At 45.5% G+C, this 24840-nt stretch carries 23 protein-coding genes, 1 tRNA gene and 1 pseudogene; 11 read left to right on the top strand and 14 right to left on the bottom strand.

All coding sequences use genetic code 11. The annotated features are described in order from the left end of the window. The first annotated feature begins 11 nt into the window (after window positions 1-11). Both dinI and bssS read left to right on the top strand, forming a co-directional pair. Complete coding sequence (dinI, locus tag CWC46_RS23000) at window positions 12-251, top strand: DNA damage-inducible protein I (RefSeq protein WP_021016388.1); 240 nt, start codon at window positions 12-14, stop codon at window positions 249-251. 359 nt (window positions 252-610) lie between these two features. Beyond that, window positions 611-865: a biofilm formation regulator BssS gene (gene bssS, locus CWC46_RS11725; protein ID WP_021016389.1), complete on the top strand. Its 255-nt coding sequence runs from the start codon at window positions 611-613 to the stop codon at window positions 863-865. 241 nt (window positions 866-1106) lie between these two features. Here bssS and trhO read toward each other — a convergent pair whose 3' ends face one another. Further along, window positions 1107-2156 (bottom strand): oxygen-dependent tRNA uridine(34) hydroxylase TrhO, encoded by a 1050-nt coding sequence (gene trhO / locus CWC46_RS11720; RefSeq protein WP_021016390.1) that lies wholly within the window; start codon window positions 2154-2156, stop codon window positions 1107-1109. 373 nt (window positions 2157-2529) lie between these two features. Here trhO and CWC46_RS11715 point away from each other — a divergent pair, with 373 nt between their 5' ends. Together CWC46_RS11715 and mdtG are read left to right on the top strand one after the other, a co-directional pair. Beyond that, complete coding sequence (locus tag CWC46_RS11715; protein ID WP_021016391.1) at window positions 2530-3450, top strand: Kdo(2)-lipid IV(A) acyltransferase; 921 nt, start codon at window positions 2530-2532, stop codon at window positions 3448-3450. A 146-nt stretch (window positions 3451-3596) separates the two neighbouring features. Then, complete coding sequence (gene mdtG, locus CWC46_RS11710) at window positions 3597-4823, top strand: multidrug efflux MFS transporter MdtG (protein ID WP_021016392.1); 1227 nt, start codon at window positions 3597-3599, stop codon at window positions 4821-4823. Between the two features lie 109 nt (window positions 4824-4932). Here mdtG and mdoH read toward each other — a convergent pair whose 3' ends face one another. From mdoH to CWC46_RS11685, 5 genes are all read right to left on the bottom strand, one after another. Further along, entirely contained in the window at window positions 4933-7476 is a 2544-nt protein-coding gene (gene mdoH / locus CWC46_RS11705; protein WP_021016393.1) for a glucans biosynthesis glucosyltransferase MdoH, read from the bottom strand. Continuing rightward, complete coding sequence (locus tag CWC46_RS11700; RefSeq protein WP_173861227.1) at window positions 7469-9004, bottom strand: glucan biosynthesis protein; 1536 nt, start codon at window positions 9002-9004, stop codon at window positions 7469-7471. Before CWC46_RS11700 ends, mdoH begins: the two co-directional genes overlap by 8 nt. Before the next feature lie 855 nt (window positions 9005-9859). Beyond that, window positions 9860-11530, bottom strand: a complete 1671-nt coding sequence (locus CWC46_RS11695) for a methyl-accepting chemotaxis protein (protein ID WP_021016395.1) — start codon at window positions 11528-11530, stop codon at window positions 9860-9862. Window positions 11531-12187: 657 nt separating this feature from the next. Continuing rightward, the gene (locus CWC46_RS11690; protein ID WP_157831368.1) at window positions 12188-12457 is read right to left on the bottom strand and encodes a hypothetical protein; all 270 of its coding nucleotides are present in this window, start codon (window positions 12455-12457) and stop codon (window positions 12188-12190) included. 152 nt (window positions 12458-12609) lie between these two features. Then, window positions 12610-12882, bottom strand: a complete 273-nt coding sequence (locus CWC46_RS11685) for a hypothetical protein (protein WP_037382079.1) — start codon at window positions 12880-12882, stop codon at window positions 12610-12612. A 682-nt stretch (window positions 12883-13564) separates the two neighbouring features. On the opposite strand from CWC46_RS11685, the gene CWC46_RS11680 reads away from it, so the two are divergent. Next, window positions 13565-13750 carry a GhoT/OrtT family toxin gene (locus tag CWC46_RS11680; RefSeq protein WP_021016398.1) on the top strand — a complete coding sequence of 62 codons (186 nt, stop codon included), beginning with the start codon at window positions 13565-13567 and terminating at the stop codon, window positions 13748-13750. Between the two features lie 108 nt (window positions 13751-13858). After that, window positions 13859-14407: a 2-thiouracil desulfurase family protein gene (locus CWC46_RS11675; RefSeq protein WP_021016399.1), complete on the top strand. Its 549-nt coding sequence runs from the start codon at window positions 13859-13861 to the stop codon at window positions 14405-14407. On the opposite strand, the gene matP is transcribed toward CWC46_RS11675, so the two are convergent. Next, window positions 14385-14840: a macrodomain Ter protein MatP gene (gene matP / locus CWC46_RS11670; protein ID WP_037382084.1), complete on the bottom strand. Its 456-nt coding sequence runs from the start codon at window positions 14838-14840 to the stop codon at window positions 14385-14387. The two genes, CWC46_RS11675 and matP, sit on opposite strands and share 23 nt — an antisense overlap. A gap of 207 nt (window positions 14841-15047) precedes the next feature. On the opposite strand from matP, the pseudogene CWC46_RS11665 reads away from it, so the two are divergent. Beyond that, window positions 15048-16800, top strand: a pseudogene (locus CWC46_RS11665) (AAA family ATPase). Between the two features lie 67 nt (window positions 16801-16867). Next, complete coding sequence (fabA, locus tag CWC46_RS11660; protein WP_021016402.1) at window positions 16868-17386, top strand: bifunctional 3-hydroxydecanoyl-ACP dehydratase/trans-2-decenoyl-ACP isomerase; 519 nt, start codon at window positions 16868-16870, stop codon at window positions 17384-17386. 414 nt (window positions 17387-17800) lie between these two features. Here the strand turns inward: fabA and CWC46_RS23640 are convergent, their stop codons facing one another. Continuing rightward, complete coding sequence (locus CWC46_RS23640) at window positions 17801-17911, bottom strand: TetR family transcriptional regulator C-terminal domain-containing protein (protein ID WP_157831367.1); 111 nt, start codon at window positions 17909-17911, stop codon at window positions 17801-17803. A gap of 279 nt (window positions 17912-18190) precedes the next feature. Here CWC46_RS23640 and CWC46_RS11650 point away from each other — a divergent pair, with 279 nt between their 5' ends. After that, entirely contained in the window at window positions 18191-18829 is a 639-nt protein-coding gene (locus tag CWC46_RS11650) for an RpiB/LacA/LacB family sugar-phosphate isomerase (protein ID WP_021016403.1), read from the top strand. Between the two features lie 186 nt (window positions 18830-19015). After that, window positions 19016-19105: transfer RNA gene (locus CWC46_RS11645), tRNA-Ser, on the top strand. 436 nt (window positions 19106-19541) lie between these two features. On the opposite strand, the gene CWC46_RS11640 is transcribed toward CWC46_RS11645, so the two are convergent. Both CWC46_RS11640 and CWC46_RS11635 read right to left on the bottom strand, forming a co-directional pair. Beyond that, on the bottom strand, window positions 19542-20303 hold the full coding sequence (locus CWC46_RS11640) for an SDR family oxidoreductase (RefSeq protein WP_021016404.1): 762 nt from the start codon (window positions 20301-20303) through the stop codon (window positions 19542-19544). Window positions 20304-20340: 37 nt separating this feature from the next. Continuing rightward, complete coding sequence (locus CWC46_RS11635) at window positions 20341-21306, bottom strand: alpha/beta hydrolase (RefSeq protein ID WP_021016405.1); 966 nt, start codon at window positions 21304-21306, stop codon at window positions 20341-20343. Window positions 21307-21411: 105 nt separating this feature from the next. Here CWC46_RS11635 and CWC46_RS11630 point away from each other — a divergent pair, with 105 nt between their 5' ends. Further along, on the top strand, window positions 21412-22020 hold the full coding sequence (locus CWC46_RS11630) for a TetR/AcrR family transcriptional regulator (protein ID WP_021016406.1): 609 nt from the start codon (window positions 21412-21414) through the stop codon (window positions 22018-22020). Window positions 22021-22239: 219 nt separating this feature from the next. On the opposite strand, the gene CWC46_RS11625 is transcribed toward CWC46_RS11630, so the two are convergent. The 4 genes from CWC46_RS11625 to fliZ form a co-directional block, all read right to left on the bottom strand. Next, window positions 22240-22710, bottom strand: coding sequence for a VOC family protein (locus tag CWC46_RS11625; RefSeq protein ID WP_021016407.1), 471 nt, complete (start codon window positions 22708-22710; stop codon window positions 22240-22242). A gap of 260 nt (window positions 22711-22970) precedes the next feature. Beyond that, window positions 22971-23759, bottom strand: a complete 789-nt coding sequence (phoH, locus tag CWC46_RS11620) for a phosphate starvation-inducible protein PhoH (protein ID WP_021016408.1) — start codon at window positions 23757-23759, stop codon at window positions 22971-22973. 82 nt (window positions 23760-23841) lie between these two features. Beyond that, on the bottom strand, window positions 23842-24123 hold the full coding sequence (locus CWC46_RS22855; RefSeq protein WP_021016409.1) for a hypothetical protein: 282 nt from the start codon (window positions 24121-24123) through the stop codon (window positions 23842-23844). Between the two features lie 161 nt (window positions 24124-24284). Further along, complete coding sequence (fliZ, locus tag CWC46_RS11615; RefSeq protein ID WP_021016410.1) at window positions 24285-24797, bottom strand: flagella biosynthesis regulatory protein FliZ; 513 nt, start codon at window positions 24795-24797, stop codon at window positions 24285-24287. Window positions 24798-24840: the final 43 nt, after the last annotated feature.

Here is a 24840-nt window from a genome sequence, read left to right as displayed (position 1 = left end):
TGGAGGATATCATGCACGTCGAAGTCACTATAGCAAAAACATCAATCCTGCCCGTTGGTGCCATTGAGGCGCTAACTCATGAACTCAGTTTGCGAATTAGCCACTATTACCCGGAAACGGCGGTTAAGGTACGCTACGCCGCAGCCAACAATCTGAGTGTTTTGGGAGGGAGTAAGGAAGACAAAGAAAAGATCTCAGAAATTTTACAGGAAACCTGGGAGAGTGCTGACGATTGGTTTATATCTGAATAATGAGAATCCACATATCATGAATTTGCACAATATGAATGATCGTTTTTCTCCTTCATCATTTAGCTTTTTCGGCTTAGAGGCGGACTCAACAGTGTAGCTGCACCTTGTTTTTATTGAGATCTGCCTACATTACTATTTGCCAATGAAGCAATAGCTTCCTCATGTTAACGGGTTTTATTGTTTATCACTCTCTGTATCTCGTCTGAATAATTATTGACCGACATCTTTATTTGCAAATTTCCTACAATTAATTTCCATAAATGAATCCAGCAACGATATACTGATATTGCTCACTTGATAAGAGCCGCCTTAAACCTCGTTAGTCACTCACGTTAGTAACTAGTCAATAAGGGGTATTTATGGACAGAAAAAATGAAGTTATTCAAACACATCCACTCGTGGGTTGGGATATCAGTACCGTTGACAGTTATGACGCAATGATGATTCGCTTGCATTATTTATCAAAAGCGGATCAAACACCCGATGAGGCGCAAGTTGATCGCACACTGTGGTTAACAACAGATGTGGCAAGACAGCTTATTTATATTTTAGAAGCCGGTATTGCCAAGATCGAATCGACTGAATTTCAAGCTATTGATTACCTAAAGCACTGATATTTTATTTTTATATTTACATCAATTTTCTTTTCAGCACTATAGACACCGCTCTTAATGAGCGGTGTCTTAGCTCACAGAGCCTCTTTTTAATTTCAGGTAAATCTTCTCGTTAATAGGCACATCGACTCATATTATGTGTGACTTTATTCAAAATTGAGCGTTTAGTAAAACCAAACCATACTGTCTATTTTCCTGAAATCAATTGGTAACTCAGATAAGCAATATCTTGTTTATTTACTCATTTCATTCCAGGTTTATGTAGCGTTAAATTCAATAATTTTTTTGATTTATTGAAAATTTTCATGCCATTTTCCCGGTTACTACGATGGAATCGTTGTTCTTCAAGTGATAACTTTCGCTCTTCCTGACACGCTGAACTACAGCATCCTTCATATTTTTCCGCACATACAGGACATTGAATAAACAGTAAATGACACCCCTCATTACGGCAATTAGTGTGACTGTCACATGGCGTTCCACATTGGTGACAATGCGCAATGATATGTTCTGAGATACGTTCGCCCATACGTTCATCAAACACAAAGTTCTTGCCAATAAATTTGAGCGGCAGACCTTTGACTTTGGCTTGTCGTGCATACTCAATAATGCCACCTTCGACATGATAAACATTTTTAAAGCCACGATGCAGTAGATATGCGCTAGCCTTCTCACAGCGAATGCCCCCAGTACAATACATGACAATATTTTTTTCACGTGAATCAGTAAGCATATCCACTGCCATCGGAAGCTGTTCCCGGAAGGTATCTGAAGGAATTTCTATCGCATTCTCAAAATGACCAACTTCATATTCATAATGATTACGCATATCAACAAACAGCGTATCGGGATCTTCGGCCATCTGATTAACCTGTTCCGCTTTCAGATAATGCCCGACCAGAGATGAATCAAACGTCGGGTCGTCAATACCGTCAGCCACGATCCTGTCACGAACTTTCATTCGCAAAACCCAAAATGATTTTCCATCGTCATCCAGAGCTATATTGAGTCGAATGTGATCAAGTTCTGAATGAGTGCTAAATAATGTTGTCTTAAAGTCGTCAAAGCGGCTCTGCGGTATGCTGATTTGTGCATTGATACCTTCCTGAGCAATATAAATCCGACCAAAAACATTAAGTGCAGTGAACGCCATATATAATCGGTCGCGAAAAACCTGTGGGTCATCAATATGAAAATATCGGTAAAAGGAGATGGTCATGCGAGGCTCTGTTTCTGCGAGCATGCGCGCCTTCAACTCCTCATTGGAAACACGGTTATGTAGCACTGGCATGGTGTACTTTCCTGTTTTTAGTGAGATTAGAACATCAACGCCATGTTATAGCATTGTTGCTTAAATGTGTGGGCTGGCATGATACCTGATTGGACACTATCTGTCAGGATAGTAAAATTGCTATCAGGATATAAAAATCAAGTTTTCTGCTATATATACAATGATGTTCTGTTTCATTTATTGCCATCAAAAGTTAAAACGATCAATAGCGGATGTTATTATAATCCTCACGTTGAATTTTCGTATAAAAATTAGGCTGTAGCATAGTAACCACAGATGCTATCAATGCAGTGGTGATCCACCTGCCGAGTGAGTTCTGATTTCTAACCATTAACAACTGGCACTGTTTGTGCCGATTTTGATACTTGAGACCATGACACAAATCCCTTCATTTAATCGCTCTCTGCTTCACCCCCGTTACTGGCTAACATGGCTAGGCATTGGTGTTCTCTATCTGATCGTGCTGCTTCCCTATCCAATTATCTATCATATTGGTACTGCATTAGGACGTCTGGCAATGCACTTTCTGAAGCGACGCGTAGAAATTACCCACCGCAATCTTGAACTTTGTTTTCCTGATATGTCTCTGGAAGAACGTAATGTCATGGTGAAAAAAAACTTTGAGTCTGTAGGAATGGGGATAATGGAAACCGGTATAGCCTGGTTTTGGCCAGACTGGCGAATCAACCGTTGGGTTACCGTCATCGGGATAGAACACATGTTGCCATTGCGACAGGAAAAACGGGGTATTATGCTGATTGGCCTGCACTTCCTTACTTTGGAATTGGGCGCACGTATCTTTGGAATGCAAAACGCCGGCATCGGTGTTTATCGACCCAATGACAATAAATTGCTCGACTGGTTACAAACCTGGGGAAGAATGCGCTCCAACAAATCCATGCTGGATCGCAAAGATCTGAAAGGTATGATTCGAGCGCTCAAACAGGGTGAAATTATATGGTATGCACCCGACCATGATTATGGCCCACGTAGTAGCGTCTTTGTTCCCCTGTTTGCGGTAGATAAAGCGGCCACCACCGTAGGGAGTTACATGCTGGCCCGTGCAGCCAAACCGGCTGTTGTCCCATTTGTCCCCCGCCGACTGCCTAATGCCAACGGATATGAATTAATTATTCAGCCAGCAGAAACGGATATACCGCTTGAAAATGAAGAAACCACCGTTGCCTGGATGAATAGTCTCATTGAGCAAAATATCTTGCTGGCACCTGATCAATATATGTGGCTGCATCGCCGCTTTAAGACACGCCCGGAAGGGGAGCCTTCCCTTTATTAAGTTGGAAAACTCACTGAGAATACCCTTTGATGCCATGTAATATTCGATTTACTGGCATAAGACCAGAGGCACATACTGTTAGTTAAGTTTCAGCAGCATTGCCTCTATCACCGGTTCGGAATATGTATCATTTGTATTAGGAATTTATGACCTCTGAAGCAGAACCGATTGATTGGAAGCGCAATCTGTATGTTACTTGGCTAGGCTGTTTCTTTACCGGCGCTGCATTCAGTCTAGTCATGCCTTTCCTACCACTCTATGTGGAACAACTTGGCATCACGGGTCATGAAGCCTTGAATCTGTGGTCAGGCTTGGTCTTTAGTATTACCTTCCTTTTTTCTGCTATCGCGTCACCATTCTGGGGAAGACTCGCCGACCGTAAAGGGCGAAAGCTGATGCTATTACGTTCTGCACTTGGCATGGCTATAGTCATGGTATTAATGGGTCTCGCGCAAAATATTTGGCAATTTTTATTTCTGCGTGCTGCCTTAGGTATGCTGGGAGGTTTTGTTCCTAATGCTAATGCACTCATCGCCACACAAGTACCACGCCACCGAAGTGGATGGGCCCTGGGAACACTGTCAACCGGTGCCGTCAGTGGTGCATTAATAGGTCCACTGATCGGTGGTTATCTTGCTGATATATATGGACTCAAACCTGTGTTTTTCATTACAGCATCTGTGCTCTTTTTGTGTTTTGTGATTACACTTTTCAGTGTTCGTGAGCACTTTGCGCCGGTAGACAAGAAACACATGTTGAATGGAAGACAAGTGATGACTTCACTTAAAAATCCAAAACTTATTCTCAGCTTATTTGTTACAACGATGATTATTCAGATCGCTACCGGTTCTGTCGCCCCGATTCTTACTTTATATGTAAGGGATCTGGCTGGACAAACTCAAAATCTGGCCTTCATTAGCGGTATGATAGCGGCGATTCCTGGAATTTCCGCGTTAATCAGTGCTCCCCGACTAGGCAAACTCGGTGACAAAGTCGGCCCCGAACGTATTCTGACGGCCATGCTGGCAATATCAGTGATTTTGTTAATACCTATGGCGTTAGTTCAATCTCCATGGCAGCTTGCTGTCTTACGTTTTTTACTGGGGGCGGCTGATGGTGCATTACTGCCTGCGGTACAAACCTTATTGATCTATCATTCATCCAATCAGGTCGCTGGTAGAATTTTCAGTTATAACCAATCGTTCCGGGATGCCGGAAATGTAACCGGCCCACTGTTGGGTGCCACGGTGTCTGCTAATTATGGTTTCAGGGCAGTATTTATTGCGACGGCTTGTGTGGTACTACTCAATACGGTTTATTCGTGGTGGAGCTTGCAGCGTAAACCCACTCGGATAGAACTCCCGGGTGATTAGATGATTGTTCATCCTCACTCAGGGTAGATTTAAACACCTTCGTTATTCTTTCATATAAAAAAAACGACAACTTATGTTGTCGCTTTTCAGATAGCTAAATATAAAAAGATTAATTTTTAATCACCGGCACGGGTAAACTTCGATAGTAATTACTCCAGGCGGCATAATGCTCCGGTTGCTGCCAGACACGATAGTGCAAACGAGACAATGTAACCGGATCACTGATTAATGCTAATCGTTGGTTATTATCAATCTGCTGTGGTTTTCGAGCCAATGCGTCGGCTACACGCTGTTCACGTATATTTTCAATCGGCTGACTGCACCGATGCCGAGCAGTTGCCATAGCACTAGACAATGCATTAATCGACGGATCGAACACCGCATGCATAAATCCGTTATCCAATTTACCATCACGATTTAGACGAAAATATTTATCCGTCGCTACCAGCTCACACGGCGGATCATACTCTTCGGGGATCAATAATAAACCTGAACGCTTGCAGCTCAGTCCCAGATTTGCACGGCTAGAAAGCACAGACACCCACGGAGACAGGATCAAAGAAAAGACAATAGGTGACAGCCACCAGAGGAAGCGTAGATCCAGCCAAGCCATACCAATCGCCCATACCAGCCCAATGATTAGCTGGGAGCCATGACGAACGAATGCCTCACTCCAGGGAGTGGCGTCATCATCACGCTGAGGTGATTTCCACTGTACAGACCAACCAAGAAATGCACTGATAACAAAAACGGTATGAAACAACATCCGAACTGGTGCCAATAATACGGAAAACAGCATTTCTACCAGTAGCGAAATAAACACCCGGAATATGCCACCATAGGCCTTTGCCCCTTTTGCGCACACCAACATCACACTTAGCAACTTGGGTAAGAACAGCAAAACCAACGTGGTTGAAAACAAGGCAATTGCCAGCTCTGGGCGCCACTGAGGCCAAACTGGGAACAATTGCCTCGGTTGCAGAAAGTACTGTGGCTCCATCAAGGTATGTACTACCTGTAAAGCAGTCGACAATACCAAAAACATAAACCACAATGGTGCTGACAAATAAGACATTACGCCAGTCAGGAATACCGCACGATGCACAGGATGCATTCCCTTCACCAAGAACAAGCGGAAATTCATTAAATTACCGTGACACCAACGTCGGTCACGTTTTAGTTCATCCAATAAATTAGGTGGCAACTCCTCGTAACTGCCAGGCAGATCATAAGCGATCCATACCCCCCAGCCAGCCCGACGCATCAACGCCGCTTCAACAAAATCATGAGAAAGTATAGAACCGGCAAAAGAACCCTCCCCAGGCAAAGGAGCCAATGCACAATGCTCAATGAAAGGTTTCAGGCGGATAATGGCGTTGTGACCCCAATAATGAGACTCACCCAACTGCCAGAAATGCAGACCGGCGGTAAACAGCGGTCCGTAAACCCGGGTGGCAAACTGCTGGCAACGAGCATAAAGGGTATCCATACCGGACGCTCTGGGTGAAGACTGAATAATACCAGCGTTAGGATTAGCCTCCATCAAACGGACAAGCGACGTCAAACATTCGCCACTCATCACACTGTCTGCATCCAGTACCACTATGTAGCTGTACTGCGTTCCCCAACGACGGCAGAAATCATCAATGTTGCCACTCTTGCGTTTAACACGTCGGTGTCGGCGACGATAGAAAATACGCCCTGCCCCTCCAACTTTCTGGCACAAATCCATCCAGGCTTTTTGCTCTGCAATACAGATATCCGCATCATTGCTATCACTCAGGACATAGATATCAAAATAGTCGAGCTGTCCGGTGGCTTCCACTGACTCATAAGTCGCACGCAGACCAGCAAAAACACGGTCCACATCTTCATTACAAATCGGCATGATCAGTGCAGTACGATGTTCGGGATTCAAAGGCTCGTTGCCAACAATAGTCGAAGAGATACTGTATTTATCCTTCCCAATAAGCAGTTGCAAAAACCCCATCAGCGCTGTCCAGAATCCGGCAGAAACCCAACAGAACAAAATTGCAAACAGAATCAAAATCCCGCTCTGCAGCATATAAGGAAGGAGTTGTACTACTATCTGAAACCACCCCTGATGTATCATTTCAGAGGGGTCAATAAATGCCCACCCTTGATAAGGTAGAATCGTTTTCATATACCAAGTGGCAATGGCTGTCTGAAATAAAGTTAATATCAACAGAATATAGCGACGAATAGTTCCAACCATACGCCACCTGCTTTCATATACTGTCTCCTCTGAGTGATGGCGAGGCGGTTTGGCTCGGCCAAGCAAACCATCCCACCAGCGTACCAACGGATTGGTTTGCCATGCATCAGGAAACATCGACGTACGAGTAATCACTGGCATCGCCTGTAACGCCGTACGGCCTTCTTTGTCTTTGCTTATCTGTTTACCTTCGTTTAACCCGTCAGGCCAGGCAATTTCAAGGCGTGCCTGCACTGATGCAAGCGCGACATCATCGCCTGAAAAGGTATTGACGGCCGTCCTATCAGACAATGCCTGATGAATCGCCGACTGGTCTTGGATATCTGCCCGCGATAATCTTTCACGCAGGACACCCGCTTGCTCAGCAGACAAAGGGAGTTTATCGATATAATCGAAGGAAGAAGTTGGCTTATTCATTAGCAGGCAACTGATAGCTCCAGGTTTCAGTTAATGTCTTATCACCATTAACTAATGCTGCTCTCATTTCTGTTGGCTGTTTATTGTCCTTGACGCGTAAACGCAGTGTCAAACGCCAACCATGAGTGACCGGATTATAACGTACACTGTCTTCTACAATTTCACCGTTAGCGCCGATACTCACTTGTGGAGTAACGGGAGTAGCCGGGTCCATTTTTGCCATTTCCGGTCCGACAAAATCCACCAGGAAAGCAGTGGTTCCATCTGGTTGACGAATCAGGTTAGACTGTTTTACATCACCGGTTGAGCGCATCGTTCGCTTAACGTAGGCAATACCAGGGGTATGCAGTTGATCTTCATCGCTGGTAAAGCGCAAGCGGTATTTCATATCCAATGGTTTGCCTTTTTCCGGCAATACATCGGGTGTCCAAAACGCGACGATATTATCGTTAGTCTCATCAGACGTCGGTATTTCTACCAATTCAACCTTACCCTTACCCCAATCCCCTAAAGGCTCAACCCAGCCACTCGGACGCAGATCATAGCGATCGTCAAGATCTTCGTAAGACGAGAAATTACGACCACGTTGCAACAGGCCAAAACCTTTCGGACTTTCTATAGTATAAGTACTAACAGCAAGATGTTTCGGGTTATTCAATGGGCGCCAAATCCACTCACCATTGCCCGCGTGAATAGATAAACCGTCTGAATCGTGCAGCTCTGGACGGTAATTCAACGTTGGCGAAGGTTGATTCGCACCAAAGAGATACATGCTGGTAAGCGGGGCAATACCCAGCTTACCCACTTTATCTCGCAGATAAATTCGCGCTTCCACATTTACAACAGTGTCACGTCCCGGATATACAACAAAACGATAAGCCCCTGTAGAGCGTGGTGAATCCAACAGCGCATAAATGACTAAATGATTGTCATTCGGTTTTGGACGCTCAATCCAGAACTCACGAAAACGAGGAAATTCTTCACCAGAAGGCAGTGCGGTATCAATTGCCAGACCGCGTGCAGACAGACCATACACCTGACCTTTACCGACGACCCGGAAATAGCTTGCTCCGAGCATGCTAACAATTTCATCGTACTTATCAGCCTTGTTAATAGGATAAAGTACTTTGAATCCGGCAAAACCCAGATTTTTCACTGTTTCAGGATCATGATTTACAGAACCGAAATCAAAATAGTCTGGGGAATATTTGATCTCGTTTACACTAGTAGCCGTAACCTCGTTGATCTTAACAGGCAGGTCGAAATACATCCCCTGATGATAGAATTGCAGTTTGAACGGTGTTTTGGCTGCATTCCAGTATGATTTGTCTTGCTTGAAACGAATTTGCTGATAGTCAGCAAATTTCATATCACGAAATTGTGCAGGAAGATTACTTTTCGGCGCTTCAAAACCTTTTGCGGCCAGCTTCTCAGCCTGCTGGGCAACATCATCAATAGAAAATGCCCAGACGGGTAAAGAAGTCAAAGACAACATAACCACTGCTGAAAGCCAGCGAAGGTTTGCCACTCGCTGTTTAACCCTAAAATTATTAACCAGCACATCTCCCCCTGTATCTGTGCTTAAATCAACTAAAATCCATATTAATGGATAAGTTAGCCTTTCGACAACTTCATAAAGATGCGGTCTATCATAATAGGTCAGCGTTTAGACAACAGACATCTTTATAAGACAATAAACAGCTTTTTTATAGCAAAACGCCGATAAATCGACTTATTGCACCGGCAAGAAATTATTTGGGTTTTCAATAATTCCAGTGCATTGTCACCTCAACACCCCGTCCGTTTATTGCTCTATGCATGGCTATTACCATAACGGATACTAACTAGGATATTCCTAAGAATAGTCCTTTGACACAGAAAGAAGCTGATTGTCCTCTTCCACACTACAGGTAGCAAGTGCTTCCCTCTAATCACTCGAATAGACACGTTTTTTTTGAAAAATTCACCACGGGATTTCACATCAAATCACAGTGAGAGAACATTCCTATAACCTCATTATCATGATTCAGGTAAAGTGACAAAATAATCATTGTCTCCTGCTCAATTCAGTATGCCTTCAATTATACCAGCAACATTTTCCGGCCTGGCTGGATTATATTCATCGAGGCTCAATAGACTGGTAGAACATACACCTGTCGTTTTCTTCCCAGATAGCTTCGCATCCGAAGCGCAAGAAAGCAGTTCATCAGTCGCTGATTATCAAGAGAAGTAATCTATGGTGTTGGCATGCATTGAATCAGGCTAATCTGTCCTCAATAGGCGAGGTCAAGTGTTTCCCTGCTGTGGTCGATTCCAGGATGGAAACGCACAAACCGTCGTGGTCACCATGACGGTTTTCAGCATAAAAATCATGTCAGTGATATCAGAACGTTGCCCAATCGGCCATATCCTCTGTAATCTTCTTTCCTTTTACATCGGGTAAATCCGTAACTAATGCCAACTGGTTATTTTCCGAGACATATTTGCTTTCACCATAATGCACATGAAATGTGCCGAGTTTGAAAACACTGACCATTCTAGTCAGATTCTGCGCCTGATCCTGTAATGAACGAGCAGCAGCGGCAGATTCTTCAACTAGTGCCGCATTCTGTTGGGTTGTGGTATCAATCTGTCCAACCGCCAGATTAATTTGATTAATACCATCACTCTGTTCATGACTTGCCTGAGCAATCTCATTGATTATGCCGTTCACATTTTGGACATTCTGAATCACCGACCCCATAGTTAATTCCGTGTTTTCAACTAGAGACATCCCATCCAGAACTTTTTCCACTGAGTCGTCGATGAGTTCTTTAATTTCTTTTGCTGCTGTTGCACTACGCTGCGCCAACGCACGAACTTCACTGGCCACTACTGCAAAACCTCTGCCCTGCTCACCCGCCCTTGCCGCTTCAACTGCAGCATTCAACGCCAAAATATTGGTCTGGAAAGCGATGCTGTCAATAACACCGATGATTTCCGCCATCCGTTGAGATGAATCTTTAATCTCACGCATCTCCTGCGTCACACTTACCATCATCTCACCGCTCTTCTCCACGGTTTCAGAAGCCTCACTAGCAAGCGATGTTGCATGTGACGTATTGTCAGCGGTATTTTTAATAGTCGAGGTCAGTTGCTCGATAGATGCTGCAGTTTCCTCCAGAGAACTAGCTTGCTCTTCCGTTCTGGCAGAAAGATCCTGGTTACCGGCAGCGATTTGTGAAGCTGCGGTGGAAATCATTTCAGCCCCATCTCGAACCTGACTGACAATCTGACGCAGACTCGCATTCATATTGTTGAGTGCCCGCAACAACATACCTGTTTCATCCTTACGCTCCGTTTTTATTTCAGAAGAAAGATCTCCTTTCGCCACTTTTTCAGCAATCAACAATGCTTCCTGTAATGGATGAGTAACACTACGAGTCATCAACCACGCAATGAGTACACCGACAACAACACTGCTCAGAAATACCGAAATCAGCAATAAACGAGCTTCAAAATAACTTTTTTTCACCTCATTTTTTGCCTCAACCATTTGGTCATCCTGATAGTCAACAAACTCTGAAACCTTACTTTTATATTTGCTTTGAAGCGTTAATGCGACATTCAACAACTCCGAAACTGCTTCATCTTTATTACCACTATTTACCAACTCCATGATTTTATTGCCAGAAATCATATATTCTTTGCGAATTCTTTGAATTTCATTAAGCAAATCAATGGATTTTTTGTCGTGAACTGACTTTTCAAGATCATTAAGTACTGTAGTGATAGTGGCAGAGTGCCCCTTGATTTCCTCCAGTTTACGGGTGATATCAGATTCGGAGTTAAGGAAAAGGATAACCTGTTGTCCCATCAGTGCATTATTCAACTCCTCAATTAATTGATTACCTTTGGCTGTGAGCGGATAAATTTCTGAAACCGTACTATCCATTTTTTTATTGAAATCACTCATATTAAATAATGCCACCCCTCCAGCGATCAATAACATGAATATCAAGAAAAAGAACCCAATGGCCAGGCGATAACCTATGCGTAAATTAGAAAAACTCATATAAATCCCCTTTGAACTTCAATCCTATTATTAACAATCCAGCAAAATAAAAATAACCACTATTATTGAATAAGATGCTTATCCAGAATCCTACCTTGTGGATTTAATTTCCTTTAGTAGAAAGATTATCAATGTCATGCAATATTTGAGACTATTATTTTTGAGGTGACGTAGTAAATATTTCCATAATAGAAAAACAGAATAATTGACAAAAATAATTTTGTTCACAGAAAATCAAGTCAGGTTGGCAGTCGCAGATGTGATAAATTTTTGATAGAAATCAAAGAACGGACATATCCAATGCAACTATCCGTTATTTCCCACATAGAAAAAATCATTTTCATCCTCCATGAATCAATTGCAGTGAGATATCGTAAACGATGTTGTGCCTTCTCTGCAACCAGACCAGATCAGTGTTGCAAAGATAATGCCTGGTATTAATTTTTGTACGATTTTTACTAGATCAGTAAGTTATCGAAAGAGCACTAACGCGGGTTTGATAGCGGTTACGTATTCTAAGTATTAAAATCCTTAAAAGTTAATCGTGTTAATAGTAAAATTTTTATCAAAAAAATGTTTTTATGTATCATCTAGATAACGTCCTTGTCTTCTCATCCGTTTATTAAGCTACGAGCCATCCGTTACAGGTTTAACCCATTAATCCCCAGAACAGAGAGATGGTGCAATTTCTTCTTGCCAATGTACTTCACATTCCATGCGGGCATTCGGTACAAAATTTGATTTTAGTGGTAAATATGAATTCTCCATTACCCACATCACCATACTATTATCATGGACAGCTATCGTTTTTTGTACATAGATGATGGCAAAATAACCACCTTTCATCTCATGTTTATAGATTTCATAGCGATGAATGCCAACTTGACCGGTTGCACCAAACAGTAACGTTTCTTTTAGTGTACCCATGAGCATGTTTATTCCCTGTCAGATAAATCAGCCTAAAGGTACTCTATCGGCACAAAGCGAAGATATTTTATCGATCTTGTTCACATTCTAGGGATTCACAGATTTAGAGCATGCTATATCAGAACGTGATACAGCATGCATTCAGGAAGGCATTACTTTTTTTTAGAGGCGCTTTTAGGCTTTTCTTTCAGCAACTGACGTAATTTTTTAATCTCTTTGGCTGTAAGAGGTAACTCTGCCATTTCCTCGGTATTTTGGTTATCGATGACATCAACATCACTGGAATGGACATCAGTATCAAAACTTTTCAGCAACCGGTCGCTTACCTCAGTACTGATCGAAACCTGATTCTCCAGCGCAGCTACTTTAATCTTCTCTTTCAGACTCAAGGGAATCTTTAACGACAAACTTGATATCTCACTCATTTTATTACCTTTATCACAGAGATAAAAACCCAAACTATGCTACTCTCCTTACGATGTCCATAGGAGAACAAAAAATTAATATTTTTGTCATAAATATGACTTAAACACCCACTGTCGCTGCATTATGAACATGTTACACATATACTGGTTAACGAGTGGATTGGGCATTTTTCTGTCTTCACTATGTGATCTTTTTCCCGGTTACCTCCTCTTTGTAACCAATAGAGGCACCACCCATCTTGTCTATCCCATGCACAGTGCTTTTCACAGCGACAACCAACCACTGTTGGTGATATTAAACGGACAAGGGAGTTTCCTGAATAGGCTGAGGTTGATGACCGAATAACTTTTTCTTTGACATGCCCATCAGAAACAATGATGCCGTTAGCGTTAACATTATTCAGCAACAATAGTCAGACACTGATGAATAAAGCAACAAACAGTGACGCCATAATCTATCCTTAATATTGATAGCATATGCAAATCTTTATAGGAGTCCGCTTATATGGGAATGTATATTCACACAAAGCAGATGCTGGCTTATCCAGACTAAACTTATCACTGTGGTTTGCTAACCATCCTGACAACGTGTTTGGAGCAGTCGGAAATGACAAGTTAACTTATTGATAATTAAATACTAATATTTTATAATAATTGTACTCTATATACTAAGGAAAGAAATGTGTTGCATCATAACCTATGGGAAATCATGGAATATGTTTATTTCATTGGCCTTGTGGTTTCAATGTTATTTACTTTTCTAATGAGTCGTGATAATTCCCTGTTTATCCGTTTCCTGGCAGCGTTGATAATTGGCCTGACATGGCCATTAAGCTTTCCTGTGGTGTTGGTTTTTTCATTTTTTTAATTATTATTAGTTAATAAATTACCTATTATTTCCTTGTATAATGCATGACTTGCCACAATCATCGTATCTTGCCACCGTCCTCATGTGATTAATGATTAAAGGTTTCAGATGAGCAAAATCCTGATTAGCGCCTGCCTGGCAGGATTTCCGGTCCGTTATAATGGGTCTGATAAAAAAACGGTGTCGGAATACCTGGATATCTGGCACAAAGAAAACCGGCTGGTTACTTTTTGCCCGGAACTGGCAGCAGGATTCCCCACACCTCGACCTTCAGCAGAGATTATTCCCTCCTTATCAGGACGAGCTGTTATTACACAGGGTGCTCGAGTAATCGAGTCCTCTGGTACGGATGTCACAGAAAAGTATATTCTCGGTGCCTGGTTGGCACTGAAAATGGCCAAAGAGCATGGTTGTCGTTTCGCATTGCTGACAGAGGGGAGTCCTTCTTGCGGAAGCCAGAGAGTATACAACGGCCAATTTAATGGGCAGACAACGGCCGGTTATGGCGTAGTAGCCGAGCTTCTTCTGATTCATGGTATTGAGGTGTTTGCAGAGCATAATATAAGCGCGTTAGTACAACGAGTGTCAGAGAATGATCAGCAAAACCGGGAAGGTGTGAGAGAAAGGAGTCGCATCACGCCTTATTATTCAGAATAGCCTGCAAATCTTGTTTGAGTAGCGACATCTGACTGGCATATTTCTCCTTATGTTCAGCATCCTCAATCAATTGCACAATGGTTTCAGAAAGTGTACAGCCACGCCGATGCGCTAGTCCCGCCAAACGCTGCCAGACCAGATATTCCAGATCGATAGACTTTTTGCGCGTGTTCTGATGTTCGGCATTAAAATGGCGTTTGCGCCGGGCACGAATGGTTTGTTTCATCCGGTTTGCCAATGCCGGGTTCATGTCTTGTTCAATCCACTGCAACACGTTTATTGGTTGACTCTCCATGTTCAATAATGCATTCACTGCTTCTTCCGCAGCACTCTGCTCCAAAAAACGTGTTATTGGCTCACCTTCACGGTGTTTCTTCACCAGATATTTCCATTTCCAACCACACTCAAGATTTTCTAATTGCTGATATTTCATCATAAATTCTTCAGTGACCGTGTAACGTATCCCATTGTCTTTTCATTGTTGCCTGAGTTTCCTTTTCAAGCAACTTTTTGCTGATTATTTTTCACACGATATCATCACAACGTGAATCAACTGGTGAATCGTTCGACTCTGCTCATGTGCAGCCGGCATTATTCTTGTATAATTGCGGTTTTCCTTCAGACGGTTATATTAGACACTTTGACCAGCAATCAACTCGAATGGCAGCACCTACTGCCCGACCATACGCCATATCAGACGTTATTTTCCCAGGCTGCACAGCTCGCCCCCGCTGAATTTTCAGCGATTCAGGCTCGTCTGGCTGATGCGTTGAATATTTTTTGTCATCCGCGCTCACCTTCTCACTTTATGCTGCTGAAGGCACAGGAGAACAACGCCTATCTGGCGCTGATTGCCAATGCGGTTAACACACTGGTCCCGTCCAGTGATGAATTATATGGTAGCGTGTATCAGATAGAGAAACATCAGATCAGCATCCAGCCAGCACAACGTCAAGATGACAACTTTGCGGCCACCATTCATTGTGGGTATCGGGAATGGATTGAACCAGAGCAGTTATTCGGCTGCGTCCGCTGTTTCCAGGATGAGATCTCACTCCAGCCGGGACTGATTCATCAGGTTAATGGCGGAACGCTGATTCTTTCTGCCAGGACGTTACTAGCACAACCACTGATGTGGCTTCGATTAAAGCAGATCGTCCTTGACGGTCAATATTACTGGCTTTCTCCTGATGAACGCCGACCTTTGCCGGTAAACATTCCTCCGATGCCCATCAATATAAGAGTCATTATCCTGGGTGATCGAGAAAGTCTGGGTGATATTCATGAGATGGAACCCGAGCTGGGCGAACTGGCCATCTACGGTGAATTCGAATCACAATTGCAGTTGATTGAACCCGAAGATATGGTGCACTGGTGTTCCTATATCAATGCATTGTGCCGGGAAAATCAGCTACCGCTGCTGGCTGCCGATGCCTGGAATGAACTGTTTACGCTGGCGGTACGTTATAGTGGCGATCAAGGCTGCCTACCGCTTTGTCCGCAATGGTTGACACATCAGCTACAGTATTCAGCGCTGTATGCGCAGCAACAGAAAGAAATTACCGCACAAGCTATTATTGATGCAGTAACGGCACGGCGCTGGCGTGAAGGTTACCTATGTGAACGCATGCAAGATGAGATCGAGCTTGGTCAAATTCTGATTGAAACCGAAGGATATGTGATAGGTCAGATTAATGGTCTATCGGTGCTGGAATACCCCGGTTATCCGATAATGTTTGGAGAACCGACACGTATCAGTTGTGTGGTACATCCCGGTGACGGTGAATTTACCGATGTTGAGCGTAAAGCAGAACTTGGTGGAAATCTTCATGCCAAAGGTATGATGATTATGCAAGCTTTCTTAATTTCAGAACTGGAGCTGGAACAACAGTTACCTTTCTCCGCATCAATTGTGTTTGAACAATCTTATGGTGAGGTTGACGGTGACAGTGCGTCCCTAGCGGAGTTCAGCACATTAATCAGTGCACTGGCTTTACAACCTATCAATCAACAGATTGCCGCCACAGGATCAGTTGATCAATTTGGCCACGTTCAGCCTATTGGTGGTGTGAACGAAAAGATCGAAGGTTTTTTTGAAGTGTGTCAGCGGCGTGGCCTGACGGGTCATCAAGGCGTGATTCTGCCAGCGGCCAATCAGCGTCATCTCTGCTTGCACCCTGACGTTATTGAAGCGGTACGGACAGGACAATTCCATCTCTATCCGGTTGAAACCGTCGCAGAGGCTCTACCGTTGTTGACTAATGTTGCCTATGATGATGAACAGCAACCCAACTTGCTTTCTATTATTCGTGAGCGCATTGCTCTGGTACAACCACAGGAACGACGGAGGTTCCCCTGGTTTTTTGCCAAATAACTGGTTTAACCAGCACTAACAATACTTGCTCAGCGTACATCTGTACGCTAACCTGCGTGCTTCACAAAAACAGGGCTTAAAGAAACATGGTAGATAAACGCGCATCCTATTCAAACGAAGATCTCATTCTCAGTGGTCTCGGTGAATTGTTCGGTCCACAGGGACCCCAGCTACCTGCCGGTAATATGCTCATGATGGATCGTGTCATTACAATGACTGAAGATGGCGGTCGACATGGAAAAGGCTATGTAGAAGCAGAGCTGGATATCAAACCGGATTTGTGGTTTTTCGGCTGCCATTTTATTGGTGACCCCGTCATGCCAGGCTGTCTCGGTCTAGATGCCATGTGGCAGTTGGTCGGATTCTACCTCGGCTGGCTAGGCGGTGAAGGCAAAGGTCGGGCACTAGGCGTAGGTGAAGTAAAATTCGCCGGCCAGATACTGCCAAGCGCCAAAAAAGTGACTTACGGTATACATTTCAAACGCGTTATCAATCGTAAACTAATCATGGGGATTGCTGACGGCGAAGTGCTGGTAGATGGCCGTGTCATCTATACCGCCAGCGATCTGAAAGTTGGTCTGTTTAAAGACACCAGCAACTTCTAAGCGAATTCTCGGGCAAGCTATCGCTTTCGCCCGGGATCAATCGCCACAATAACAAAGCTGGAGCACAGTATCGGTATATCACGGAGAATCGAGCTCGAAAATAATACGTCGTCAGGGATATCAATCCCCCCATCACATGTTGTTATCGATATGAAATCAGCATAGATTACCTGTCTCTCCAGATAACGTCACGCTTGAAAAGCAGATTTGATCCACACACCTATTCAGCTTCCAGCCAACTGCTGGTCAATATAATCATAGGTAATGAGAATACCTCTTCATGGTTAAGCTCATCGCCAGTCAATGCACTACGCAATCATAAACCATCAATCAAACCCGCCAATCCTGTCGCTACCACCCGGGGACGTTTGCCGGATAATCCCCGTCGGAACGCACACACAAGTGGGAATAGCGTCAGCGACTGTTGACTCGCTGTAGCCGTTTTAGCACCGGAGAGTGCATGCTATTGGCCCAGAATGCCAGCCAGGTTTTCATGGCGGCACTGTTGATTTGCGTTTCATCCAAACTACCCGCCACAATAGCCTATAACCGCTGCCGTGGTGTTTGCAACGGCACTTGTTGTGATCGGGACGGGACTTAATGGCTTGCGCCAGTTGACGGATCAAATGACGCGTAGTCGCTTTCTTCGGGTTAAACGATCCAACGAATTGCGATAGTGATCATAGAGTCGTGTGATCTTGAAGCGGATGGTTTGCGCTTTCTTTTTCTCACGGTATACTGCCAGTAGTTAATTGAAATAGTGTTTTAAAAAATGTAGTTGTCCGTCACAAAAAAGGAACAAACATGAAAATTGCTCTAATTAACGAAAACAGCCAGGCTGCCAAAAACGAACTGATTGCCGCGACCTTGACTAAAGTGGTTGAACCCATGGGCCATACTGTTTTCAATTACGGTCAATATTCTGCTGAAGATACCGCTGCGCTGACATATGTTCAAAACGGTATTCTAGCAGCCATCCTGCTTAATTCAGGCGCGGCTGATTATGTGGTAACCGGGTGTGGCACTGGTTCCGGTGCCATGCTGGCATGTAACACTTTTCCAGGGGTCATTTGCGGTCTGGTGATCGATCCCTCTGATGCGTACATGTTTGCCCAGATCAACGATGGTAACGCTATCGCGCTACCGTTCGCCAAAGGTTTTGGTTGGGGCGCTGAACTGAACCTGCAATATATCTTTGAAAAATTATTTGAATGCGAAGGTGGCCAAGGTTATCCACGTGATCGCGTGATTCCAGAACAGCGTAACAAAAAGATTTTGGATGCCGTCAAGGCAGTTGCTTATAACGATCTGATCAGCATCCTGAACGGTATTGATCAAGATCTGCTGAAAGGCGCTATTGCTGGTCCTAAATTCAAGGAATATTTCTTCGCCAACAGCAAAGATGAAGTACTTACCAGCTATATCAAATCACTGCTAGCCTAATTGAAAATGTAACATCCAGCCACCGCATTGCCGGTGGCTTTTATCTCTTTCCTGTTTCAGGTTTACCCTTGTTTTTCATGCCACGTTCAATGCTTAACCAGATGTTTCAAAACCACTAAATACTACTTGACCGAATGAAGGCGACTTCATATAGTAGCGCCCCGTTGCCTAGGTGGCAGCAAATCCGGTGAGGTGTCCGAGTGGCTGAAGGAGCACGCCTGGAAAGTGTGTATACGTGTAAACGTATCGAGGGTTCGAATCCCTCCCTCACCGCCAGCCCCGCTGATTGCCCCCTGCGGCACGATATTCCCGCCGATCACCTCATGGCACCAAGCGGAGTAGCGATCGCCGATTCTACGCTTCGACCCTACACTTGGTACTTTGTAACATCTCAATGAGAACAAACCCTGTCGTCAGTGCTGCGACCGGCAAGGTGGACGCTTCCTCATCATACGGGTGCCTTGGCCGCGATATTCTCATGAAGCGTCACATATTCCGCCAGCACGCCAGGAAGCGGCTCGCTCGCTCCATCGATTATCGATCAATTTTATAGTGGCGTAATGTCGGCCCACTATATCACTCTCCCCGGCATGCACCTGCCGGAAACCCGCCGATGGCGCGGATCGTCCGTCGTCAGAACCTCTCCGTGATTCGACGACGACAGCGCTGTGAACCGTGGAACATGCAACAGGCTTGAACCTTCAGGATGTTTTCACGCTGACCACATAGCCTCGTTCAGCCCCTTGAACGTAGCGTCATACCGGCCCTGTTCGGCGGCGAATCGAAGCTGCTTGCTTCGCTCGACGACGACCTCTGTCGCCTCGGGATTGTCACGCAAGATGGCCATCGTCTCCGTGATGAAATCGGCAAGCGGCATGGCGCGGGAGTCCGTCCCGTGACCCGGTCCCAGATTGGTTTGAACATAAGGCGGGATGATCTCGATGACGTTGACGCTGGTTTCCCTGAGCTGCCGTCGCAGGGACTGGGTGTAGGAATGCATCGCCGCCTTCGTCGCGCAGTAGGTCGGGACGCCCACGCCGGGAACAAAGGCCATTGCGGAGGTCACATTGATCACCGTCGATCGCTTTTGGCGCAGGAGAAGCGGCAGCATTGCGCTCGTCAGACGCATGGGACTGAGCAGATTGATCGTGACCATCGCTTCCATAGCAGACCAATCTTCCAATGGATTCAACAAATTTTCCGGCCGCTGGATGCCAGCATTGTTGACCAGTACATTGAGGGTTGGAAAGCGCGCCGCCATGTCCGTAGCGAAGGCGCGAAATGCGCCGGCATCATCCATGTCGAGCAGCGTCGACTGCATCCCAGGATTGGCGGCGGTCACTTTGTCCAGTGCCGATTGCCGCCGCCCGGCGATGATGACCTGATTTCCGAGACGATGAAGGGCCTCGGCCAACCCCTGGCCGATGCCGGAATTGCCACCTGTAACAAGTATCGTATTACCGACGATTTGCATGATGTTCCCCTCTTTTATGGATTGTTAATTTTGTTGATCAATTCGCCTCAACAGCGTCCAGCTGCGCCGAGAGAAAGGTCCCAATCGCGTCTAGCGTCTGATCGGCGGCAGTCAACCGCCCTACGCCCGCCAGAAAGCCATGCGGCATACCGCTCCACACATCTGCCGTGGCATCGACCCCGGCATCGATGGCACGCTCGACGTAACGCAGCGAATCATCCAGCAACACCTCGGCATCGCCGACATGCACGCGGATCGGTGGCAGTCCGGAGAGAGTGCCGTAAAGCGGCGAAATCAAAGGATCAACCGGATCGCGGCTGCCGGTGTAGGAGCGGACGAGTTGGCGTGCTTGTCCCAGGGTGAAATATGGGTCGGCAGCCGCCCGCGTTTCCCAGCTCTTTCCGCCCAGCGTCAGATCCGTCACCGGCGACAGAACCACGGTTCCAACTGGAGCGGGACGATCAGCAGATGCCTGGGCCGTGGCGAGTGACAGCAGCGCCAGCGCCAGATTTCCGCCTGCCGAGTCTCCGGTCAAGGCGATGCTGTTCGCCCCCCGCCCAAGCAACCCATAGTAACAGGCGAGCACATCGTCGATGGCGGCTGGAAACGGGTGCTCGGGTGCAAGACGATAGTCCGGCACGAAAGCCTCGACGCCCGCCCGTCGGGCGATATGTCCGACGAAGTGTCTGAACGCTTCCGCCGAACCCCAGTTGAACCAACCACCGTGCAGATGGAGAATTGCCTGTCGCGGTCGCGCATCAGTGGGAAGGCACCACCAGCCGGATATGCCGCCAATAACGTCGGGGCGGTATGAAACGCCCTCAGCCGGCGCAACGCGCGCCATGATCGCATCGAAGGGGCCGCGCGCCGAAATACCTTCAAGCATCCCCTTATTGGGTTCAACCATCGTGCGCATGGCAGCGATGGCGTTTCGGTCTTCGGGCGTCAGCAGATGCTCAACAATTGCGAGGTTGCGCGCCGATAGTTGAAAGTCTGATTGCATATCGGTCAGTCCTGTCGTCGTGAAATATTTTTAATTTACTGAACGTAACGTATATTAAATTATAACGACTGTCAATTTAGTTTCTGGTCCGTTAAAATAAATCACATGAACACATCGACGACGACACAAAAGCGGCCCGGCCGGCCGCGCAGCAACGCAGCCGACGCCCATGCCGCGATCATTGATGCGGTCTATGTACTGTTGCAGGAATGCTCGGTGCGTGACCTGACTATGGAGGCCATCGCCAAGCGTGCGGGGGTAGGAAAGCCAACCCTCTACAAGTGGTGGCCGTCCAAGGCGGCCATCATCTTCGCCATGTTTCACGAACGGCTCGTCGCCAAGCAGGAGGTGCCCCATGCCTCGACATCGGAGGAGGTGATCCGCGCCAAGATGCGTCTTCTCATCGCCGCCTTTAACGGGCCGTTCGGCAAGGTGATGGCGGACCTAATCGCCGAGGGCCAGAGCGACCCGTCAATTTTGCACGAACTCTATAATCGTCACATCAGCGTCAGACGCACATCCACAATAGCCGATATCGAAAGAGGCAAAGCAAGCGGAGAATTTCCCGCGCATGTAAACGCGGAATTGCTCGTCGACGCTATTTTTGCCCCTGTTTATTATCGATTGCTGCTACGGTTTGCACCCTTGACGGAACAATACGGACAAGACCTGATCGATAATGCCCTCAGACCATTGCAATCTCCGCCATCTTAATGACGACTGCTGATTTTCCAAAAATCTCGTGACCAGCGCTCCGGCAAACAGAGTGCGTCGCTAAAGGATTATGGCATCCGTTTTCGTCGTTCTCGACCCGCCATTTCAACCCTAGATTGGATACCGATTTCCCTTACTTAGGCAGCCGAAGCATCCCCCAGTAATTTTCCTTTGTACCCTATGATATAAAAATACCGCTATTGGTAGGGGGTTGTCAGCTCACTGGCTTTCACCTATCTCATTGTCAGGACCTTTCTCACGGATACGACGCGCCCGACGCTTCTCCTTCTCAACAAAATGCATTGCCTCAAGCTTCAAACCATCAGGGTCGAGGAAATAGACAGCGTAATAACCTTCACCATAACTGGGATAATCTGCCGGGGCATCGACGATCGTCACTTTCTCCTTCATCAGAAAATCGTAGAGCGCATCGACTTCTTCTCGTGCCGCCAGCTCGAAGGCATAATGGTGATAACCAACATCGCCCGTACGGTGTTTATGACGCACGCCTATCGTGTCAGCCTGGGTGATCCAGAACATGGTTTCTCCGTTATTCCAGCCAACAACCTCATCGAACTCCCATTCAAGCTCAAACCCCATGAAGTTCAGCACGCTATCGTAAAAATGCTTCGATTCCTTCAGGTTGCCGACACGAATGGCAAGATGATCTATCCCAACGACGCGAACCATATGCCCTCCTCTTCTGACCAAGTTTCAATCGAATAGTGTAGTTCGTACAACGCAAGCTTGCTTTTCTATCCAGCAACATAATGACGTCGGTTTTTCCAACGGGTAGCTCATGATCGTAAAAAAACCCCCTGACTTGCGGCAGAGGGTTTTTCTATAGTGAAGCGATACGACTAATTTCAGGATCTACAACAGTAACACTCGCTTTTCAGCCACAAACACACCGAGGACCAGACGGCAATACGGCCCTCGATGCTCTGGACTTAGCTGTAAGCAACCAAGGCATGTTGACATAATTCAGAACGTACACAGTCGTCCTTATCAAACGTCACAATACCCACCATTTCATCTTCTATAAACCGCTCCAGAGCATCACAGAGCCCCGACTTCACACTTGACGGCAAATCACATTGCGTAATATCACCGTTTACTATCACTGTTACATTTTCACCCAAACGCGTTAGAAACATCTTCATTTGATTCACAGTGACATTCTGCGCTTCATCCAGAATAACCACTGCATTTTCAAATGTCCGACCACGCATATAAGCAAAAGGTGCAATTTCTACCTTCGCTATTTCAGGCCGCAGACAGTACTGCAGAAAAGAAGAACCCAGACGACGCTGTAAGACGTCGTACACCGGTCGGAAATAAGGTGCAAACTTCTCATTGATATCGCCAGGCAAAAAGCCTAAATCTTCATCGGCCTGTAATACCGGACGGGTCACGATTATTCGCTCAACCTCTTTATGAATTAGTGCTTCGGCCGCTTTGGCCGTACTGAGAAACGTTTTGCCACAACCAGCCTCTCCAGTGGCAAAAACCAACTGTTTATTTTCTATTGCAGACAAGTAATGTTCCTGGGCGGATGTACGGGCTTCTATCATCGACGTGTCACGGCTTTCCCGCGCCATTCCGATAGACTCAATACCCCCCATCTGAACCAGAGAAGTGACCGATTCTTCCTCACGCTGCCGATGGTTACGTGATTCACGTCTGATAACACGCTTGGCTTCACGACGTGCTTTGATCACTGCTTTTTGTCTTCCCATAGTGGCACCTTACAGTTTGTTTCACTTACCGTAGACTCAAATCCTACGGCGTTTCACTCACAAATGAGGTTTGGCTTCCTTATTAAGCCGGTGAAGAACATGAAATGAAAAAAGCCGATGAGCACTCGTGCGAAATAGCATCGCTGAGTTGCAATCGGCTTTCGGCGTAAATGCGGATGGTCATATCGACAAAAGATAAAGCGATAACACAGTGGAGAAACGAAGTGGGAGGGAAATCCTCCGCATTGATAAGTCGGTAGAAGGAAATGCTGGATTTGTTGACTATTTCGTCCAAAGAAGGACTCTGCCATTCGAGCTCCTCACTGTGACAACCACTATTCCCACGAATAATAATTGACCGCATTAAAGATCCTGATAACCATCTGAAGCAAAATTACCGCCAGACGGTTTCAGTATTATGACAGTGCAATAATCTACCCCGCTTTGGCAAGCACTTTCACACTGCCATAACATAAACATATACTCGATAAGTATCACCCTCGCAACTCGATGAAAACGATCCAATCAATAATGCCGCTGCCAACTGAGATATTGATCATATTTTCGCAAAGCGCTGCGGTAGGTATTTTGCTCAATATCCGGTAAATAATCACAGATTCGCTGCTGAATATTATCGCTGGTCACAAAACGCTCCTGTGGGTAATTTTTCGCTACCAACAGTTCATCCAGTCGTCTCAATCGAATAACATATTCACGCATTGTGCTATGCCGAACTTCCGTCTGTTCAATCAGATATTGTGTAAATGCCTTAATATCAAAATAGTTAGCATGGGTATTGCAGTATACTTCACTACAGAAACGACATAGTGGAATTAACTCCTCCTGCACTGATAACCAGACAGCGTTATCAATTAGCTGATCCATACCACCGATTGATTTTTTATTAATAAGTTGATTACGAAATACTAACGAAACACGATCTAATTCTTTGCCACAATTGGCACAATGTGTTTGTCTATGTTTGAAGTCTTTTAAATAACGGCTGAGAAGTTGTTTCTTCCTAGTTGATTGCGGCATGAGTCCATTCCATAACAGTATAGTAAGATAACTACATGTCTAC

Origin of the sequence: Prodigiosinella confusarubida, from assembly GCF_002847015.1 — a bacterium.
In the GTDB taxonomy this organism is placed as follows: Bacteria; Pseudomonadota; Gammaproteobacteria; order Enterobacterales; family Enterobacteriaceae; genus Prodigiosinella; species Prodigiosinella aquatilis.
This window is presented reverse-complemented; position numbering and strand designations above follow the sequence as displayed.

Excerpts from the sequence above, each read along its gene's own strand:
- CWC46_RS11625 (WP_021016407.1), bottom strand. The coding sequence starts at position 22,710 with ATGGTTCGCGTCGTTGGGATAGATCATCTTGCCATTCGTGTCGGCAAC.
- fabA (WP_021016402.1), top strand. The coding sequence starts at position 16,868 with ATGGTAGATAAACGCGCATCCTATTCAAACGAAGATCTCATTCTCAGT.
- CWC46_RS11685 (WP_037382079.1), bottom strand. The coding sequence starts at position 12,882 with ATGAGTGAGATATCAAGTTTGTCGTTAAAGATTCCCTTGAGTCTGAAA.
- bssS (WP_021016389.1), top strand. The coding sequence starts at position 611 with ATGGACAGAAAAAATGAAGTTATTCAAACACATCCACTCGTGGGTTGG.
- fliZ (WP_021016410.1), bottom strand. The coding sequence starts at position 24,797 with ATGCCGCAATCAACTAGGAAGAAACAACTTCTCAGCCGTTATTTAAAA.
- mdtG (WP_021016392.1), top strand. The coding sequence starts at position 3,597 with ATGACCTCTGAAGCAGAACCGATTGATTGGAAGCGCAATCTGTATGTT.
- CWC46_RS11650 (WP_021016403.1), top strand. The coding sequence starts at position 18,191 with ATGAAAATTGCTCTAATTAACGAAAACAGCCAGGCTGCCAAAAACGAA.
- CWC46_RS11695 (WP_021016395.1), bottom strand. The coding sequence starts at position 11,530 with ATGAGTTTTTCTAATTTACGCATAGGTTATCGCCTGGCCATTGGGTTC.
- trhO (WP_021016390.1), bottom strand. The coding sequence starts at position 2,156 with ATGCCAGTGCTACATAACCGTGTTTCCAATGAGGAGTTGAAGGCGCGC.
- CWC46_RS11690 (WP_157831368.1), bottom strand. The coding sequence starts at position 12,457 with ATGGGTACACTAAAAGAAACGTTACTGTTTGGTGCAACCGGTCAAGTT.
- CWC46_RS11630 (WP_021016406.1), top strand. The coding sequence starts at position 21,412 with ATGAACACATCGACGACGACACAAAAGCGGCCCGGCCGGCCGCGCAGC.
- phoH (WP_021016408.1), bottom strand. The coding sequence starts at position 23,759 with ATGGGAAGACAAAAAGCAGTGATCAAAGCACGTCGTGAAGCCAAGCGT.
- dinI (WP_021016388.1), top strand. The coding sequence starts at position 12 with ATGCACGTCGAAGTCACTATAGCAAAAACATCAATCCTGCCCGTTGGT.
- matP (WP_037382084.1), bottom strand. The coding sequence starts at position 14,840 with ATGAAATATCAGCAATTAGAAAATCTTGAGTGTGGTTGGAAATGGAAA.
- CWC46_RS22855 (WP_021016409.1), bottom strand. The coding sequence starts at position 24,123 with ATGCGGTCAATTATTATTCGTGGGAATAGTGGTTGTCACAGTGAGGAG.
- CWC46_RS11675 (WP_021016399.1), top strand. The coding sequence starts at position 13,859 with ATGAGCAAAATCCTGATTAGCGCCTGCCTGGCAGGATTTCCGGTCCGT.
- mdoH (WP_021016393.1), bottom strand. The coding sequence starts at position 7,476 with ATGAATAAGCCAACTTCTTCCTTCGATTATATCGATAAACTCCCTTTG.
- CWC46_RS11640 (WP_021016404.1), bottom strand. The coding sequence starts at position 20,303 with ATGCAAATCGTCGGTAATACGATACTTGTTACAGGTGGCAATTCCGGC.
- CWC46_RS11635 (WP_021016405.1), bottom strand. The coding sequence starts at position 21,306 with ATGCAATCAGACTTTCAACTATCGGCGCGCAACCTCGCAATTGTTGAG.
- CWC46_RS11715 (WP_021016391.1), top strand. The coding sequence starts at position 2,530 with ATGACACAAATCCCTTCATTTAATCGCTCTCTGCTTCACCCCCGTTAC.